Here is a 19,671-nt window from a genome sequence, read left to right as displayed (position 1 = left end):
CCACTATTTAATTATCATATTGTATATTCTTTTTCACTATCAGTTGTTTGATTCCTATGTAATACATTTAGCTTCTGGCGCAGAATACGACCGATCTGTGCAGTAGGCGCAGGCAACTCCATGTCGTAATGCTGGCAGGCGATGTCGTGAACCTCAATCTTGCCTAACACATAAGGCTGCCATACCTCTGGCGAGATAGGTTGAGTCCATGCATTTGGGGCCACTGCCGCCCTAAAAAACAACATGTCGCCACTGTAAATACGTGGCGAAAAATGTTGAACAAGCTGCACATTATTTTCAAGCACTGCACGGGTTTTCTCCCACAAATAATGGCCGGCTTCTGACAGACTGCCTGCAGCGTGACGTACGAACAGATGATACAAATCGTCTTCGGCAATCTCCGGCGTGTTATTCCGCTGCATATGATCCGGCGTAGTATCGAGCACCGCTAACAACGCAACTAGCTCGCCTTGTTGTTCAAGCTGCGTTGCCATGCTATGGACCACTTTTCCACCAAATGACCAACCTAGCAGATAGTAAGGCCCGCGTGGTTGAATGCGACGAATCTGCTGAATATAGTCTGCCGCCATCGCCTCGATCGTGACGGCGGGTGACGAGTCGCCGTCGAGTCCACGGGCTTGTAGGCCATAGACCGGTTGGTCTGCCTCCAAATGGCTCACCAGGCCTCGATAGTGCCAACTTAGCCCAGTCACAGGATGGACACAGAAAAGCGCAGGTCGAGCGCCATGAGGTTGAATGGGCAGTAGCACAGCAAAGGACTCATCCTGCATGTTCTCTTGTGCCGATACACGCTGCGACAGCGCGGCAAGGGTGGGTGCCTCGAATAGCGTGTGCATCGGAATGGAGATGCCCAATGCGGTGCGGCTGCGGCTGATCATCTGCACCGCGAGCAGCGAATGCCCACCCAACGCGAAGAAGCTGTCGTGGCGGCCCACCTGATCGACACCGAGCAGCTCGGACCAAATCTCAGCCAGCGTGGTCTCAAGCTTGCCCTGCGGTGCCTCATACGCCTGGTGTGCGAGCGCGTCAGCAGTCGGTGCCGGCAACGCTCGGCGATCCAGCTTACCGTTTGGTGTCAGCGGCAACGCATCGAGCCGCACAAACGCACTGGGCACCATGTACTCGGGCAACGCTGCCGCCACATGCGTGCGCAACGTGCCCGCTAACGCGTCATCGGGCTCGGCCACCACATACGCGATTAGCCGTTTATCTTGGTCTTCCCCCAGGGCCAGCACCACCGCGTCGTGCACCTGCGTATGCTGGGTCAGGCACGCCTCGATCTCGCCCAATTCAATCCGAAAGCCGCGAAGCTTGACTTGATGGTCGTTGCGGCCCAGAAACTCCAAGTTCCCATCGGGCAAGTAACGCGCCAAATCCCCGGTCTTGTACATCCACGCATCGGGCTCGGCCGAGAACGGGTCGCGCACAAAACGCTCGGCCGTCAATTCGGGACGGTTTAGGTAACCTCGCGCAACACCCGCCCCCCCAATATACAATTCGCCCACCGCACCTAACGGCACCGGCTGGCCATTGCGATCCAGCAAATAAATCTGCGTGTTCGCGATCGGCCGGCCGATCGGAACGGTATCGTCCGCATAATCCGATGGGCAGCTCCAGGCCGTTACGTCAATCGCCGCTTCCGTTGGACCATACAGGTTATAGAGCTGCACACTCGGTAGCAGCTTCTGGCAAAGCCGTACGCTTGCGCCAGGCAACGCTTCGCCGCTGCAAATCAGTCGTTTTATGGACGTGCACTGCTCAACCCCTTCATGGTGAAGGAACGTGCTAAGCATGGACGGCACAAAATGAGCCGTAGTGATGCGCTGCTGAATCATCAACTCCATCAAGACAGCGGGATCTTTGTGTACCTCGGGGGCTGCTATAACCAAAGTCGCCCCATTGAGCAACGTCCAGAAAAACTCCCAAACCGATACGTCAAAGCCAAAGGAGGTTTTCTGCAACACACGGTCGGCTGTCGTCAAACCATAGGCTTGCTGCATCCAGACCAGGCGATTGACAAGTGCACGATGCTCATTCTGTACCCCCTTGGGCACGCCGGTGGAACCGGACGTATAAATCACATACGCCAGATGCCGGGACGTGAGGGTGCACACCAACGGATTCGTCTGCGCCTGCGCCGGCTGCCTATTCGGGTCCAGCACCGTGCGATGAGCCAAGGCCGCCTCACCCAGCGCCGCCCGGCCCGCTGCATCGGCCAGCACAATCTCAGGCGCCGCATCCGTGAGAATATGCGCGAGCCGCTCGCCCGGATACGCCGGGTCCAGCGGCACATAGCCTCCCCCGGCTTTTAAAATCGCCAACAGCCCGATGACCATCGCCGGGGAACGTTCGACGCAGATCGCCACTCGTCCATCGGGCACAACACCCAGCTCGATTAACTGATGCGCGAGGCGATTGGCCCGCGCATTCAACTGAGCGTAGCTGAGCGTCTGGTCTTCATAGACTAACGCCGGCGCCTGTGGCGTCCGCTCGACTTGTGCTTCGAACAATTGGTGGATGCACAGATGTAAGGGGTAATCGCGTTGCGTCGCGTTCCACGTCTCAAGCAGTAGGGTCCGCTCCTCGCTGGGTAACACCTGCAGCTGCTGCACCGGCTGCTCTGGCGCTGTCTCGAGCGCCTCAGCCAAGCTCTCTAGCACCTGCTGCATATACCCGCACACCCGATCAGGGTCCAGCGACGCCACCGCCTGTGCCGTCAATCCCAGCGCTTGACCGAAATCTTCGACTGACAGGGTCAACGGGTAATTGGTGCGCTCCTCGGCCTTCAACAGCTCAACGCCCGGCAACCTGCCGCTCTCACCGGTGCTGATCGCATTGTGCCGATAGTTCAGCAGCGCACTAAAGAGCGGCGTGCCGGCCGGCACGCTACTACAGCGCTGCGCCAGCGCCAATGACGCATGTTCATGCTCCAGCAGCGCCGCGAGCCGCGCATGCATAGCGCGCACGGCTGCCTCTACACTACCGGCCAGGTCCACCCGCAGCGGCAGCGTATTGATAAACAGCCCCATCGCACTGTCGGCGCCCTCACCCGCTTGCATGCGCCCGAATAGGACTGTGCCGAATACAACTCGTTGTTGACCGCTGGCGCGTGCAAGCACCTGCGCCCACGCCAGGTGGCACAAGCTCGCTAGGCTTACACCCAGCCGCTTGGCGTGCGCCCGCAGCCGATCGTTCAACGCGGGCGGCAGCCTGCGGTGCGCTTCACGCACGTGGGTGGCATCATGATGCACTTGCGCCAGACCGAACGGTAGCGTTGGCTCGTCGATGTCGGCAAGCATCTCGGTAAAGAAGCGCTCGTGTTCAGCTTGACTGAGACCCAAGCGTGCTTGCGCGACCAGATTACGGAATGGCTGTGCAGCAGGCAGCGTCCGGCCTTGACCTGCAATGAACGCTTGCACCTCCGCGTGCATCATTTCAGCAGTCGAGTGGTCACCAATCAGGTGGTGCAACAGCTGAACTACCTGCCAGCAGCCATCGTTGTCCTGGGCAATCGCAAAACGCAGCAGCGGCGCTTGCGTCAGGTCCAGCCGCGTATGGCGGGGATCAAAACGCTGTGCCAACTGCTCGGCAATCGGCCCATCCTTCGCCTCCAGCGTCAGTTCGGTCACCGACAGCGGCGCATGTCGCCAGACCACTTGTGCGGGCGTGGACAGCCCTTCCCAGACAAACGCAGTACGCAGGATATCGTGACGATTGACGACCTGCTGAACGGCCTCCAGATACTGATCGAGCCGCTCGCGCGTATCAAAAGCCAGTTGCGCGCTCAGTAGATACGGATCACCCTCAGCCGACAGCAGATGGTGAAACAGGATGCCGTCCTGCAACGGCGACAGCGCATAAATGTCTTGGATGTTCGCGACCCCACCCGGTACCTGCTCGACAATACGATCGATATCGGCCTGCGTTAGCTCGATCAGCGGCAACCACTCTGGCGTCAGCGAGTTTGTCTCACGCGTGATGCGATTCGCTGGCACCACCACGTCACGTTGCTGGCCCAGCGACTGGGCCAGCGCGCTGAGCACCGGCGTATCGAACAGCGCGCGCACAGAAATTCCCAGACCGCGACGGCGCAACCGCTCAATGAGTTGCACCGCCAGCAGTGAATGCCCACCGAGCGCAAAGAAGCTGTCGTGCCGGCCCACTTGCTCCACACCGAGCAGCTCGGACCAAATCTCAGCTAGCGAGGTTTCGAGCTCGCCTCGCGGCGCCTCATACGCCTGATGCGCGAATGCCTCCGCGTCCGGCGCCGGCAATGCACGCCGATCGAGCTTGCCGTTCGGTGTCAGCGGCCACGCGTCCAGCCGCACAAACGCACTGGGCACCATATACTCAGGCAACACTGACGCCACATGCGTGCGCAACGTGCTGGCTAACGCGTCATCGGGCTCGGCCACCACATACGCCACCAAGCGCTTAGCTTGGCTTTCTCCCACGGCCAGCACCACCGCCTCATGCACCTGCGAGTGTTGCACCAGGCACGCCTCGATCTCACCGGGCTCAATGCGAAAGCCGCGAATCTTGACTTGATCATCGTTGCGGCCCAAAAACTCAATATTGCCGTCAGCCAAATAACGAGCCAAGTCGCCCGTTTTGTACATCCGCGCGTCGGCTTCTCGAGAAAATGGATCGCGCATGAAGCGCTCGGCGGTCATCTCAGGCCGGTTCAGGTAACCGCGCGCGACGCCCGCACCACCAATATACAGCTCACCGACCGCACCCAGCGGCACCGGCTGGCCATGTGCATCCAGGATATAGAGCCGAGTGTTGTCAATGGGCCGACCAATTGTGCGCCAGTTACTTTTGTCGTCGGTGACCTCATACACAGTCGCGGTCACCGTCGTCTCGGTCGGGCCATAAACGTTCAACAACCGCGGCCGGTGCCCATCGCCTGCAAACCAGCCCTCACGTGCTGACGCGCTTAACGCGTCTCCACTAATCATGACCACACGTACACTGTCTGGAAGGGGAACTTTTTCTTGGACCAATTGAGCCCAAAATTGAGTTGGTAAATCCGTCACACTGACACGGTTAGCCTGGCAAAGCGCCCAGAATGACTGAGCCCCGGCTAACCAGGCATCGGTGCGTAGCACTAATGTCGCACCCTGAGTGAGCGTGACAAACATTTCCCCAACCGACGCATCAAAGGATAAAGACGAACATTGCAGCATCCGGTCTTGCGCAGTTAAGCCCAGGCTACGCACCATCGCTGTCACCAAGTTGACCAAGCTGCGGTGTGAAACCATGACCCCTTTGGGCTGACCTGTGGAACCTGACGTATAAATCACATAGGCCGAGTGCTGCGCATTCAGCGACAACTCGCATACATCAGGATTGTGCGCGCTTTGGTGCGCCCACGGCGCTGCATCAGCGTGTAGATCCAGTACCGGCACACCCGCGCCTAAGCTTTGCGTCACTGCGGCAGGCGGTGTTCCCACGCTGAGTAATACGGTGGGCGCACTATCTGCCACCATATAAGCCAGGCGTTCTGCCGGATAGGTGGGATCCAGCGGCACATACGTGCCACCGGCCTTGAGCGTGGCGAGCATGCTCACGACCGTTTCCGGGCTGCGCTGAGCGCATAGGGCCACCCGCGCATCGGGTCCAACGCCTAACTCGATCAACTGATGTGCTAAACGATTAGCCTGTGTATTCAGTTGCGCATAGCTCAGTGTTTGGTCTTCGTACACCAGTGCCGTTGCCTCCGGCGTGCGTATTACTTGCGCTTCGAACAACTGGTGGATGCATAGGTGCGCTGGATAGTCCCGCTGCGTCGCGTTCCACGTGTCAAGCAACAAAGTTCGCTCAGCTGACGCCAACAACTCGACATGCGTGACGGGTTGCTGCCCATCCACGGCTATCGCCTGCAACATCGTCTGCAGATACCCGACATGCCGCTCAATTGTCGCGCGCTCAAACAACGCGGTCGCATAGCCCAGGCTGCCGACAATTTCCTCGCCCGCCTCGTACAGACCTAACTCCAGATCAAACTTGGCGACGTCGTAGTCCAGCTCCATCGGTTGCACAGTCAGGCCGGGCAAGTCCCAAGCCGCGATCTCACTGTCCTGCCACGCGAACATCACCTGAAACAGCGGCGTATGCTCGAGCCGGCGCGGCGGCTGCACGATCTCCACCACTTGTTCGAATGGCAAATCCTGATACGCTTGCGCGTCCAGCGTTGTACGCCGCACCCGCTCGAGCAACTGTGTCACACTGGGCTCGCCGGACAAATCCACGCGCAGTGCGAGCGTATTGACAAAGAAGCCAATTAACGGCTCGAGTTGATAGTGGTTGCGATTGGCGCTCGGTATGCCAATGACCAGATCATCCTGCCCCGACAGCCGCGCGAGCACCGCGCTCCACGCCGCGAGCACCGTCATGAACAGCGTTGCGCCGTGCGCTTGGCTCACGCGCTTCAGCGCCCCCGTGGTGTGGGCATCGATACGAATCGGCACCTGCGCGCCGGCAAACGATTGCTGCGCCGGACGAGGCCGGTCAGTCGGCAGCGCCAGCAATACCGGAGCATCGGCGAGCTGCGTGCGCCAGTACTCGCTTTGCGCCTTGAGCCGCTCGCCCGAGAGCCACTGTCGCTGCCAGGCCGCATAATCCGGATACTGAATCGCTAGAGGCGGCAATGGATCCGTCTGTCCGTCACAAGCTGCGCGGTACAGCGCATTGAGTTCGCGCACCAGCACCTCGATCGACCAGCCATCCGAGACAATATGATGCTGCACGAGCAGCACCATGTGCTCGTCATCAGCCAATTGAATCCCGCAGGCTCGCATCAGCGGACCACGGGTCAGGTCGAACGGCGCTTGGGCCGCCTCAGCACGGAATTGCGCTAACCGGGCTTCCCTATCGGGCACGCCGCGCAGGTCATGCCAGGTTATCGGCACGCCCGTCTCGGCGGGCAGCAGCTGCACCTGCGGCTGACCGTCAACGCTGACGAACACCGAGCGCAGCGCTTCGTGGCGCGCCAAGAGCGCATTCAGCGCCTGCTGCCATGCGCCCCGATTTAGCGGCCCCCGCACGCGCAGCGCAAGCGGTATATGATAGGCGTCGCTCGCCCCGTCGAGTTGCGCGAGGAACCATAGCCGTTGCTGCGCAAACGACAGCGGCAATGCTCCGTCACGCGATACGGGCGTAATCGCCGACGATACGCTACTGTCTGACGTGCATTGCGCACTGAGCACGGCAGCCAGCCCAGCCAGCGTAGGCGCGGCAAACAGCGCCGCGAGCGGCAATGGCATACCGAGTGCGGCCACCCGATTCATCAAACGTACCGCGAGCAGTGAATGGCCGCCAAGTGCGAAAAAGCTATCATGGCGGCCCACCTGTTCGACGCCCAGCAGCTCAGCCCAGATTTGCGCCAGTGTGGTCTCGAGTTCGCCTTGCGGCGCTTCATATGCTTGATGCGCAAGAGCGTCAGCGCTTGGCGCGGGCAGCGCACGCCGATCCAGCTTGCCGTTAGGCGTCAGTGGCCACGCATCGAGCCGCACGAACGCGCTAGGCACCATATACTCGGGCAACGCTGAAGCCACATGCGCGCGCAACGTGCTGGCTAGTGATTCATCAGCCTGGCTAATCACATAGGCGATCAAGCGCTTGTTCTGGTCGTTACCTGTTGCCAGCACCACCGCATCGCGCACTTGCGGGTGTTGCGTGAGACACGCTTCTATCTCCCCCAGCTCAATGCGAAAGCCACGAATTTTGACTTGATCATCGTTGCGGCCCAAAAACTCAACATTGCTATCAAACAAATAACGAGCCAAGTCGCCCGTTTTGTACATCCGCGCGTCGGGCTCAACCGAGAACGGATCGCGCACAAAACACTCAGTGGTCAGTTCCGGTCGGTTTAAGTAACCGCGCGCGACGCCCGCGCCGCCAATATACAACTCGCCGACTGCGCCCAGCGGCACCGGCTGGCCGTGGCGATCTAGGATATAGAGCCGGGTGTTATCAATTGGACGGCCAATTGTGCGCCAGCTACTTTCGTCATCGGTGACCTCATACACAGTCGCGGTCACCGTTGTCTCGGTTGGGCCATAAACGTTCAACAAACGCGGCCGGTGTCCATCACCTGCAAACCAGGCATCACGTGCTGACGCGCTTAACGCCTCTCCCCCAATGAGAATGGCACGTATCCGGCTGGCAACGGGCGCTGCGTCTTGCGCCAACTGTGTCCAAAACTGCACGGGTAAATCCACCACGCTCACCTGGTGACGTTCACAAAGCGCCCAAAATGGTTCGGCCCCGCTCAACCATGCATCCGTGCGCAGCACCACTGCCGCCCCCTGTGTCAACGGCGTAAAAATTTCCTCGACCGACGTATCAAAAGACAGCGGCGCAAATTGCAACATCCTGTCCTGCGTCGTGATGCCAAGCGCTCGCGCGATCGCGGTGACAAGATTGGCAATGCCTTGGTGGGGAACCATAACCCCTTTGGGCTGGCCTGTAGAGCCTGACGTATAAATCACATAGGCCAAATGCTGTGCATTCAGCGACAACTTGCACGCGTCAGGATTGTGCGTGCTTTGATGCGCCCACTGCCCTGCATCAGCATACAGATCCAGTACCGGCACACCAGCGCCTAAGCTTTGCGTCACTGCGGCAGGCGGTATTCCCATGCTGAGCAATACAGTGGGCGCACTATCCGTCACCATATAAGCCAGGCGCTCTGGCGGATAGTTGGGATCGAGCGGCACATACGCGCCGCCGGCCTTGAGCGTGGCGAGCATGCCCACGACCGTTTCCGGGCTGCGCTGAGCGCATAATGCCACCCGTGTATCAGGCACAACACCTAACTCGATGAGCTGATGTGCCAAGCGGTTGGCCTGCGCATTGAGTTGCGCATAGTTCAGTGTCTGATCCTCACAGACCAACGCCACCGCATCCGGTGTGCGTGCCACCTGTGCTTCAAACAACTGGTGGATGCACTGATGCAGTGGAGAGTCCTGCTGCGTTGCGTTCCACGTTTGAAGCAATAAAGTCCGCTCCTCGCTGGGCAGTACCTGCAGCTGCCCAATCGACTGGACGGGCGTTCCCTCAAGCGCATCGGCCAGGCTTTCCAGCGCCTGCTGCATATACCCGCACAGCCGATCGGGGTCCAGTGGCTCAACGATTTGCGCAATTAGTCCCAATGCCTGTCCAAAATCTTCAATCGACAGCCCGATCGGATAATTGTCACGCTCTTCGGCGTACAGTAGCTCCACACCGGGGAGGATGCTGCGCTCGTTTGAGTCCATCGCATTGTGCCGGTAATTGAGCAGCGCACTAAAGAGCGGCGTGCCCGCCGGCACGCCGCTGCAGCGCTGCGCGAGCGCCAGCGACGCATGCTCATGCTCAAGCAGCGCCGCTAGCCGCGCATGTGTGGCACGCACCGCTGCCGCCACACTGCCCTCTAAGTCCACGCGCAGCGGCAGCGTATTGATAAAGAGCCCCATCGCGCAATCGGCACCGTCGCCAGCGCGCATCCGTCCAAACAGCACCGTACCAAACACAACCGACTGTTGGCCACTAGCGCATGAGAGCACCTGTGCCCACGCCAGATGACACAGGCTCGCGACACTCACGTTTAGGCGCTTCGCATGCGCACGCAGCCTATCGTTTAGTGCCTGCGGCAGCCTGCGGTGCGCTTCACGCACATGTGCGCCGTCACGATGCACCTGCGCCAAGCCGAACGGCAGCGTTGGCTCCTCGATGTCGGCAAGCATGTCAGTAAAAAAGTGCTCGTGTGCGGCTTGGCTTATACCCAGGCGCGTTTGCGCGACTAGATTACGGAACGGCTGTGCAGCAGGCAGCGTCCGGCCTTGACCTGCAATGAACGCTTGCACCTCCGCGTGCATCATTTCAGCAGTCGAGCGATCGCCAATCAGATGGTGCAGTAGCCGTACCAGCAACCAGCGGCCATCAGTGTTCTGAGCAATCGCGAAACGCAGCAGCGGCGCTTGCGTTAGATCCAGCCGAGTGTGGCGAGAATCGAAACGCTGCACCAACTGCTCGGCAATCGGCCCGTCGGCAGGATCCAGAGTAAGCTCAGTGGTCGACAGCGGCGCATCACGCCAGACCACCTGCGCGGGCGTGGACAAGCCTTTCCAGATAAACGCAGTGCGCAAAATGTCGTGGCGATTCACGATTTGCTGGACCGCATCCAGATACTGATCGAGCCGCGCTCGCGTATCAAAGGCTAGCTGCGTGATCAGCAGATACGGATCACCGTCGCTGGCGAGCAGATGGTGAAAGAGAATTCCGTCCTGCAGCGGCGACAGCGCATAGATATCCTGGATATTCGCGACGCCACCGGGCACCTGCTCGACAATGTGGTCAATATCAGCCTGCGTGAGCTCAATGAGCGGCAGCATCGAAGGCGTGAGCGCCGTCGTCTCGGGCGTAATGACGTTGGGTGGCACCACTACGTCATGATGCTGGCTCAGCGTTTGCACCAGCGCACTGAGCACCGGGGTGTCAAATAGCGCGCGCACGGACAAGTCCAAGCCTAGTAGGCGCAAGCGCTCAATCAATCGCACCGCGAGCAGCGAATGGCCACCGAGCGCAAAGAAGCTATCATGCCGGCTGACACGCTCGACGCCTAGCAGCTCGGCCCAGATTTGAGCCAGCGTGGTCTCGAACTCGCCTTGCGGTGCCTCGTACGCGTGATGCGCGAACGCGTCAGCGCTTGGGGTGGGCAACGCACGCCGGTCTAGCTTGCCATTGGGCGTCAAAGGGAGCGCGTCAAGCCGCACAAAAGCACTGGGCACCATGTATTCAGGCAAGCTTGCCGCCACATGCGCGCGCAGCGTGCTGGCCAAGTGCTCGTCGGCCTCAGCGACCACATACGCAACCAGACGCCTGTCGTTGCCTTCGCCTCGCACGAGCACCACCGCGTCACGCACTTGCGAATGCTGGGTGAGGCATGCTTCGATCTCGCCCGGCTCAATGCGAAAGCCGCGGATCTTAACCTGATCATCGTTGCGGCCCAGGAACTCCAGGTTGCCGTCCGGTAAGTAACGGGCTAGATCGCCCGTCTTGTACATCCGCGCATAGGGCTCTTGAGAAAATGGATCGCGCACGAAGCGCTCAGCGCTCAGCTCCGGGCGGTTTAGGTAACCACGCGCCACACCCACGCCGCCAATATACAATTCGCCCACCGCGCCCAGCGGCACCGGCTGACCCTGCGCATCGAGCAGATAAATGCGTGTGTTTGCAATTGGGCGGCCGATAACTTCTTGTGGCAATATTTGGTCTACGCTGCCGTATTGATAACTCGTGACGTCACCATTAACTTCCGACGACCCATAAAAATTGAACAGCTGAATACTCGGCCATGTGGCAATAACCTGTCGCGCTAACTCGGGTGCTAACCGCTCACCGCTGCATATGAGCACTCGCAGTCTGTCAAGTTGGTTCTTTTCTCCTTCCAAAAAGCATTTAAGCAATGACGGCACGATAACTAGGTGGGAAACGCCAGTCTGCCGCAAGCGTTGCGCGAACAAAGACACATCTTTAACGGTGGTGTTGTCAAATACGACTAGCATGCCACCTGCGAGCAACGCCCCGAGCGTCTCGGTGATCGAATCCACAAAGCCGATACTCGTCTTCAATGCAGTGACCGGAGGTTCCTCTAGCACATTTTGAGTGAACCACAGCAGGCGGTTAGTCAGTCCACCAATGGTTGCTCCAACCCCTTTGGGCTGGCCCGTAGAGCCAGAGGTATAAATCACATAAGCTAGATGGTGCGGTGTCAAAGACGGCACTCGTAAATTATGCTCCGGGTAGTTCTGTTCAGCGCCGGCGTCCAAATCGATGACCGGCATTAGTTGCTTGCCAATCAATTCCCGTGTCGAAGCCTGGACCAGCACAATCATCGGCGCGGCATCCTGTAAAATATGCGCGAGCCGCTCGCCCGGATAGCTCGGGTCGAGCGGCACATACGCGCCGCCGGCCTTCAAAATCGCCAGCAGGCCGACGACCAGCGCCGGTGAACGCTCGGCACAGATCGCCACGCGCGCATCGGGCTTAACGCCCAACTCGATGAGCTGGTGTGCCAAACGGTTGGCCTGGGCATTCAGTTGCGTATAGTTCAGTGTTTGATCTTCATAGACCAATGCCGTGGCCTTGGGCGTGCGCTCAACTTGCGCTTCAAACAATTGGTGGACACACAGATGCGCTGGATAATCACGCTGCGTTGCATTCCACTCGACCAGCAGCCGATGCCGCTCTTCAGTGTCGAGCAGATCGATGCTATCAATCGGTTGCGTGGCATCGGCAGCTAACACTTGCACGAACCGGATAAACCGGCGCTGATGTGCGCCGAGCGCCTCTGCGGTGTAGCAGGCAGGATTGGCGTTAAGGTCGATCCGTAATTGATGGCTGCCTGGAATCCAATAGACACATAGCATCAAATCCTCGACCGGACCACTAAGCAAACTATGTCTTGTCGACGAATACCCACCAAACGACAGATCATGGTAAAACGGCATCATGTTGACTGTCGTACCAAACAACCGTTGTCCGGACGATAGCCAAAGTTGACGCCGCAGCGCTTCGCTCGGGTAGCGTTGGTGCTGCAGTCCGCTTTGCATCGCCTGCGCGGCCTGCGGCATGAATGACGACAGGTTCATTCCTGGTCGTATAGTGAGCCGCAGGGGCAGTATGTTGGATTTCATACCAGGAATATGCCGGTCGGCACCAAAGCGGGCCTTGACCGGAAGACCCAATACGACGTCTTGTTCACCCGTGAATCGATAAAGATACGCGGCCATCGCCGCCGTCATAAACTGTGCTAGCCGGCGAGCATCCGACGCAGTGTCGCCCAGCACCTGGGCGGCCAGATAAGTCGTCTGACGCAGCCGCTGCTGTAAGGCGGGGGCGGCGCGGCTTGCTAGCGTCGCAGGCTCAGGCCAATGGGCGCAGTGCTTGAGCCAATACGCTTCGTCTTGCACCCGTTGGTCGGATGCCTGGTATTGCGCATCGCTCTCTAATAGCTCCAGGACGGAGCCGAAAGTGCACGGCTCTGGCGCTACGCCCGCGCACAGCGCGCTATACACATGTGCGACGCGCTGGTTGATCAGGTACTGGCCATATCCATCCATCATGATATGGTGATAGCGCTGATACCAAATCCATTGCGCAGGCGCCACTTTCAGCAACGCATAGCCAAAAAGCGGTCCCTGCGTCAGATTGACCGGTTGCTGATAATCGGCCTGCATCCACGCCTGGGCCGCGGCATGAGGATCAGCTTGTGCCGTAAGGTCCAACACCGGCATTGACCATGCGGGTGTACCGATTCTCTGCCGCAGCCCGTCATCGCTATCGACAAATTGCAAGCGTAGGGTGTCGGCCTCATCGATGACTTGACGCAATGCCGCTTCAAAGGCGGCCGCATCAATCGTGCCTTCGATCACCGTGTACTGCGCAATGTTGTAGACAGGGCTGTCTGGATGCAGTTGCTGCGCGAGCCAGATCTCCGTTTGGGCAGTGGTTAATGCATACGTAACGGGCGTGATGCTAGCATCCATAACAAAGCTCCGATTCAGGTGACCGAGCGGCCTGATATTTAATAGGTATACAAATTAATATAATGACGCACTCAGAATCTCTCGTTGTTTTTCGGGAACTACTACGGCTTTTACGACACCTTTTGTGCAATCTTTAGCCATTCAATGCGGCGATCAGGGCCACTCATCGGCACGCATCAGTGCGCCGTTCGTATCACTTGGCCGACCAGTGATCACGCCACGGTCAATTGATGTCAAACTTTAGCGTACACACCTAGCATAACGGGCGTGACGCTGCGCGTGAATTGGCGTTTCACTCGGCCAAGCAAGACAGTTAAAACCAGTACGTCGCACAGGCGTGGCGTCATTGGGTTCGGCACTGGGGTACTTCTTCATTTTTCTCTCCAGACATCACTTTTTTAGCCATACGGCTACAGCAACGCACCCGTTTGCTGACTAATCAGCACAACGTTAACTGCTTGACGTCTTGCAATCACTGTACCCAGCTGTCAGGAGCCACTACGCAGATTCAGGTCATCGCGTCACTTAGCGCCTAATTAAAAGACTGTAACGCACTCGCCATAATGCACTCAAGCCTTTTATCTTTGCTTAAAACGACAGGTCTTGAACAAATGAAACGATAAAACCGAAATTTGCAACAGACAGCGGAAGGCAAGCCATTGCAGTTCGCCACTGTGCCAACCTACCAGCAAGGTTTGACACACTTTTAGCTGAGACTGCTTGGGCAGCAAAAAACCTAAGTCAATGCGCACGCTGTAGACGTCCATTTCTGCGCGCTTACTCAACAAAGCAAAAAGGCGTTGCTGTTGTACGAGTGTTGGTCAATACCGATGCCCCTACTACTATTCTGGGCCATTACAGTTTGAGTGCAGCTCAAGTCGACGTCGCCCAGTTAAACGATGTCGCACGGCAAAAGCTCCCACGCTATCCGGTGCCCTGCTTTCGTATGGGGCGCCTCGCCGTCCATGCTTCTTACCAGGGATGTGGGCTAGGGCGACTTTTACTGGGTTGTGCTGTTGCACGATGTCTGAAAGCCCGAAAACAGGTCGCTGCCTATGCCCTTCTTGTCGATGCCAAGGACGCTAACGCTTAAGGTAACCGTTTTTTATAACTGTAAAGCGCAAGTTCAAAAAACGCCAACCACAAGCCGAACCAGCCACCCGGCTTCTGTTTAACGCGCTTGCATGCGTGCCTTAACCGCATACTAGCGCCATCAAATCCGGTAGGCGCGAGCTCACGCTTGCCAACATGCGCTGCTCGGCCAGAATGTCGTCTAACATCGCGCGCGTGGTCGTCGGGTTTGCGAGGACCACGCGAAATACGACGATTGCCCTGCCCTGCCACCGCTCGGAGGTGATGCGTGTTCTGGACACAAACGAGCGGCCTGCGTCACGCTGCATTTCCTGTATGCTAACAGTCAGCGCATCAAGCGCATCTTGAATAGCGGACTGCAATGACGCGGGGCCGTTGGTTAATGCCTCGCGCACCGACTCTGGCACGTAACGATAAGTCAAAATGCAAAGCTGCGGCGCAGTGACAAGCTCAAAATCCCGCTGGCGTTCGATCAGCGACGCGAAATATCGCGCATTGTCGATACTCAGATCGATCAGCCGAGCGTACCCCCGGCGTCCGAGCAAGCGTAGATTCGTGTACAGCATCACCGACGCCGCGCCGCGCGATCCCTCAAGCGTATGACAGCCGAGATCTTTCGAACCCTTGCGCACGATGTAGTTGGCGTGCTGGCGGATCTCGGCCGTCCACGTCGGCTGTCTGAACAGTACCACGCCTGACCCCATCGGTACATACAGTTGCTTATGCGCGTCGATGACAATGGAATCGGCGCTCTCGATACCGGCCAATCGATGACGGTGACGCTCCGACATCAGACTTGCACCACCCCAGGCTGCGTCGACGTGGAAATGACAGTTGGCCTCGCGCGCCACATCGGCGAGCGCATCGAGCGGATCAATAGCGCCCGTCTCGGTAGTTCCCGCAATACCCACGATCGCCATCGGACAAATATTGCAGCGCTGCAGGTCACGCACGGCCGCGCGCAATGCGTCAATGCGGATTCGGTCCGCTGCATCCACAGGAATCCGGACCAGGTGATCGCAACCGATCCCAAGCACATCCGCGGCCTTGCGCAGCGAATAATGCCCGCGCTCCGATACAAGAATAGCGAGCCCGTCGTAGCCGTAATGGCGAAGCGCCTGCATGAGCCCGACGCGGTTGACCCCGGCGAAGCCAGCCCGGGAGCGCAGTAGATTATTGCGGCTTGCCCATAGTGCGGTGAGATTGGCCACCGTGCCACCCGAGCAGAATACACCGAGCGCATGATCGCCGCTATGCAGCCAACTTCGATAAAATGCATCGTCCTGACCAAAAACCAGCTTGTGCAGCATCCCGATGACCTGACGCTCAAGCGCCGTCATCGCAGCAGAGGTTTCTAGCTTCACGACATTTTGGTTTAGCGCGGTCAGCACCTTCGCGAGCGAGGGTAAAAACGACGGCAGCGACGAAGTCATGTGCCCAACGAAGGTCGACGACGCAACCGGCATGACGCGACTAAACACGTCGTCGAGCAAGTGTGCGGCGTGTGCGTCAGGCAACGCCGCTGTCTCGGGGAAATCGACCATCGAGAACGTCGTTTCGGCATCGGGATGCGCACCACCTGGCTTGAAACGGTTGCTTGCAAAAAACGCGGCTGGGTGCTGCGCGATCAGCTGCTCAAGCCACACGAATTCGCCGCGGTCCGCGTCGAACCATTGCAACACATCGTTCAGCTCACGTGCGGCATTCTCGTTATCGGGCAGGCTAACCATGACCATTCTCGGTTAGCGCGATCAAATTCGCGCTTAAGGTTATTGAACGTTTCTGCACTACAAAGTTTATCGTACCGCATTTGTCTGGCCTTGAGCTTATTGATTCTCCAATTCATTTAGCTTGCGGGCTAGGATGGGACCAATGAAGGCCGTCGATTCCGGCTTGAGCATTGCTCCATGACTGCAGTGCGCACTGGATAACGGTTGTGTAACGGGCGTGATGCTAGTAGCATCCGTAACAAAGCTCCGACTCAGGAAACCGATCGCCCTATTAATTAATAGATGTGCAAATCAATATTAATGCCGCACTCAAAATCTCTCGTTGTTCTTCGGGAAATACTACGGCTTTTATGACACATCGCGTGCAATCCTTAACCATTCACTACAGCGATCAAGGCCACTCATCGGCACGCGTCAGTGCGCTCCTCGTGCGACTTGGCCGGCCAGTGATCACACCACGACCAATTTATGCCAAGCTTTAGCAAAAATACTAGGCATAACGCGCGTGACGCTGCGCGCAAATTGGCATTACAGTCGGTCAAGCAAAACAGTCAAAAAGAACAGGGCAAGCCAGTGCGTCGCACAGGCACGGCGTCATTGGGTCCAATACTGGTTTACTTCTTCATTTTTCCCTCCAGACATCACTTTGCTTAGCCATACGGCTACGGCAATACACCCGTTCGCTGACTAATCAGCCCGCCGTTAACTGCTTGAAGTCTTGCAATCACTTTACCCAGCTATCAGGAGCTGCTACACAGATTCAAGTAATTGCAACGCTTAGCGCCTGGTTGAAAGACTGTAACGCACTCACCATGATGCACTCAAGCCCATTATCTTTGCTTAAAACGACAGATCTTGAACAAATGAAACGATAAAGCCAAAATTTTCAATAAAAAGCGGAAGGCAAGCCATTGCGGTTCGCCACTGTGCCGATCTATCAGCAAGGCTTGACACGCTTTAGCTGAGACTGCTTGGGGCAGCAAAACTCGTCAGATGCTGTTAAGTGTGAAGCCACCGCATCGTTGATATTGATCTGCTGTAGGAGTTTTGGACCGATTTGAAAGCGAGTTTTGCGGCAAACTTGGCCCTGAACGAGGTGGTTTTTCATAAAATGCATGATCCGCTTGGGTTTTCTAGACCAGATCTAGAGCGAGTTTTCCGGCGTTTCGGGTCCAGCCGGACCCGGCAAAAGCGCCAGCTGACGGGCAAATTCAGCTGGCGCCAACTCTTTGAGAGCAGAGTGAGGACGGCTCTCGTTGTAATCCCGGCGCCACGCCTGGACGATCGCTTTTGCTTCGCTCAACGTCTCGAACCAATGTAAGTTCAAGCACTCGTCACGGAATGATCCATTAAACGTCTCGATGTGGCAATTGTCCGTCGGCTTACCCGGCCGGCTAAAGTCCACTTTTGCGCGATGATGATATGCCCACATATCAAGCAGACGTGCGGAAAATTCGCTGCCATTGTCCACGAACAGGTGCCGTGGAGCGCCGCGTCTGGCTGCGATTCGATTCAGTGCTGACACTACGTGTTCGCCTTTTAATCGTTGTCCGACTTCGATGGCCAGTGCTTCCTTCGTGAAGACATCCACGATCGTCAAGGTTCGGAATTTTGAACCATCAGCCAGCTGGTCGGCCACGAAATCCATACTCCAGGCGTCGTTCGGTTTGGCCGGCATGATCTTGGCCACCCGTGTCACCACCATCTTTCGTCGCTTCGGCAGCTTCGAGCGCAGCTGCAACTTTTCTTCGCAATACAGCCGGTACGCCTGATTCTTGCCCAACTGCCAGCCTTCGCGGCGCAATAGCACGTGGACATGCCGATAGCCGTAGCGCACGCGTGTGTAGGCAATCTCGCGCATGCGCGCGCGAAGCTCAACACGAGGGTCCTTGACGCTGCGGTAGTATTGAACGCTGCGCGGTTGCTTTACGAGCCGGCAGGCCTGCCTCATCGTCAATCCGTAGTGGCTTACCACGTAATCCACTACGGTTCTCCTCAGCGCGGGCCGGGCCACTTTTTTGAGGCAACATCTTGTAAGATAGCCTTGTCCAGGCTCAGTTCAGCAACGAGCTTCTTGAGCCGTGCATTCTCATCCTGCAATTGCTTGAGCTCACGCACTGGGTCCGACTGCATCCCAGCGTATTGCTTCTTCCACCGATAGAACGTCTGCTCGGAAATGCCGATCTGGCGGATCAAGTCCGCCACCGGCATCCCCAGTTCCGCTTGCTTGAGCACAGCCACAATTTGTTCGATCGAAAAACGCTTGCGTTTCATGACAAACCACCTCCTGGTTCAGGGTCAAGTTTGCCGAAAAACTCGCTTCCGAGTCGGTCCAGAATTCCTAAAGCAGATCAGCTTGCCAGCGTTGCGGGCTCGGGCCAATTGGCGCAGTGCTGGAGCCAATAGGTTTCATCCCGCGCCCGTTGAGTAGACGCTTGGTACTGCGCATCGCTTTCCAACAGCTTCAGAACGGAGCCAAAAGCACATGGCTCTGGCGCAGTACCCGTGCATAGCGCACTATACACGTGCGCGACGCGCTGCGCGATGAGTACGCCGCCATACCCATCCATCACGATATGGTGATAGCGCTGGTACCAAATCCATTGCGCGGGCGAGATTTTCAACAATGCATAGTAAAAAAGCGGTCCTTGCGTCAAGTCCACCGGCTGGTCATAATCGGCACGCATCCACGCTTGGGCAGCCGCCTGCGGATTTGCTTCTGCAGTGAAGTCCAGCACCGGCACCGACCATGCGGGTGAACCGATCTTCTGCCGGAGCCCATCGTCGCTGTCAACAAATTGCAGGCGCAGGGTATCCGCCTCATCGATGACTTGACGCAATGCTGCTTCAAAAACGGCCACATCAATAGCGCCCTCGATGACGGTGTACTGCGCAATGTTGTAGACCGGGCTGTCTAGATGGAGCTGCTGTGCGAGCCAAATTTCTGTTTGGGCAACGGATAACGGATAGGTAACGGACGTAGCGTTCAACGACATGTTAGCTCCAATCCAGGCCACAGCAGCCCAGGTTTAAATACACAAGTTAATTACATACCAATTAAAAATTAAATATAGGGCGGTTAACATCGCTTGCAAAAAGCCATGTTGAACCTCATTGGTTTGGATGTGACATCCATGGCACATCACGGATGCACGTCACCTATGCCATGCCAAGGTCTTTGAAAAAATTTCGCTTGAAGAATGAGCAAGTGCTGTGCCGCTTATGATAGTGGCTGAATCACTTGCCTATATGGCGATGTTCTGTAGAACGGGCTCAGCACGTCTACCATACAA

General features: G+C 57.5%; 3 protein-coding genes and 1 pseudogene. All 4 read right to left on the bottom strand.

The window, feature by feature from the left end; translation table 11 throughout:
• Nucleotides 1-14: 14 nt before the first annotated feature.
• On the bottom strand, nucleotides 15-13,556 hold the full coding sequence (locus tag RA167_RS00910) for a non-ribosomal peptide synthetase (RefSeq protein ID WP_076785922.1): 13,542 nt from the start codon (nucleotides 13,554-13,556) through the stop codon (nucleotides 15-17).
• A 1,193-nt stretch (nucleotides 13,557-14,749) separates the two neighbouring features.
• A complete protein-coding gene (gene panP / locus RA167_RS00905; RefSeq protein WP_237574379.1) occupies nucleotides 14,750-16,378 on the bottom strand; it encodes a pyridoxal-dependent aspartate 1-decarboxylase PanP in 1,629 nt (542 codons plus the stop codon).
• A gap of 1,144 nt (nucleotides 16,379-17,522) precedes the next feature.
• Nucleotides 17,523-18,652 (bottom strand): IS3 family transposase gene (locus tag RA167_RS00900; protein ID WP_370643028.1). Its coding sequence is split into 2 segments (ribosomal slippage): nucleotides 17,523-18,391 and nucleotides 18,391-18,652, totalling 1,131 coding nucleotides; the frame shifts between segments, so codons are not numbered across the junction.
• 80 nt (nucleotides 18,653-18,732) lie between these two features.
• Nucleotides 18,733-19,374, bottom strand: a pseudogene (locus tag RA167_RS00895) (condensation domain-containing protein); the annotation flags it as partial.
• Between the last annotated feature and the right edge of the window lie 297 nt (nucleotides 19,375-19,671).

Origin of the sequence: Mycetohabitans endofungorum (assembly GCF_037477895.1) — a bacterium.
GTDB lineage: Bacteria > Pseudomonadota > Gammaproteobacteria > Burkholderiales > Burkholderiaceae > Mycetohabitans.
Note: the sequence above shows the minus strand (reverse complement) of the source record. Positions and strands in the feature narration are given on the sequence as shown.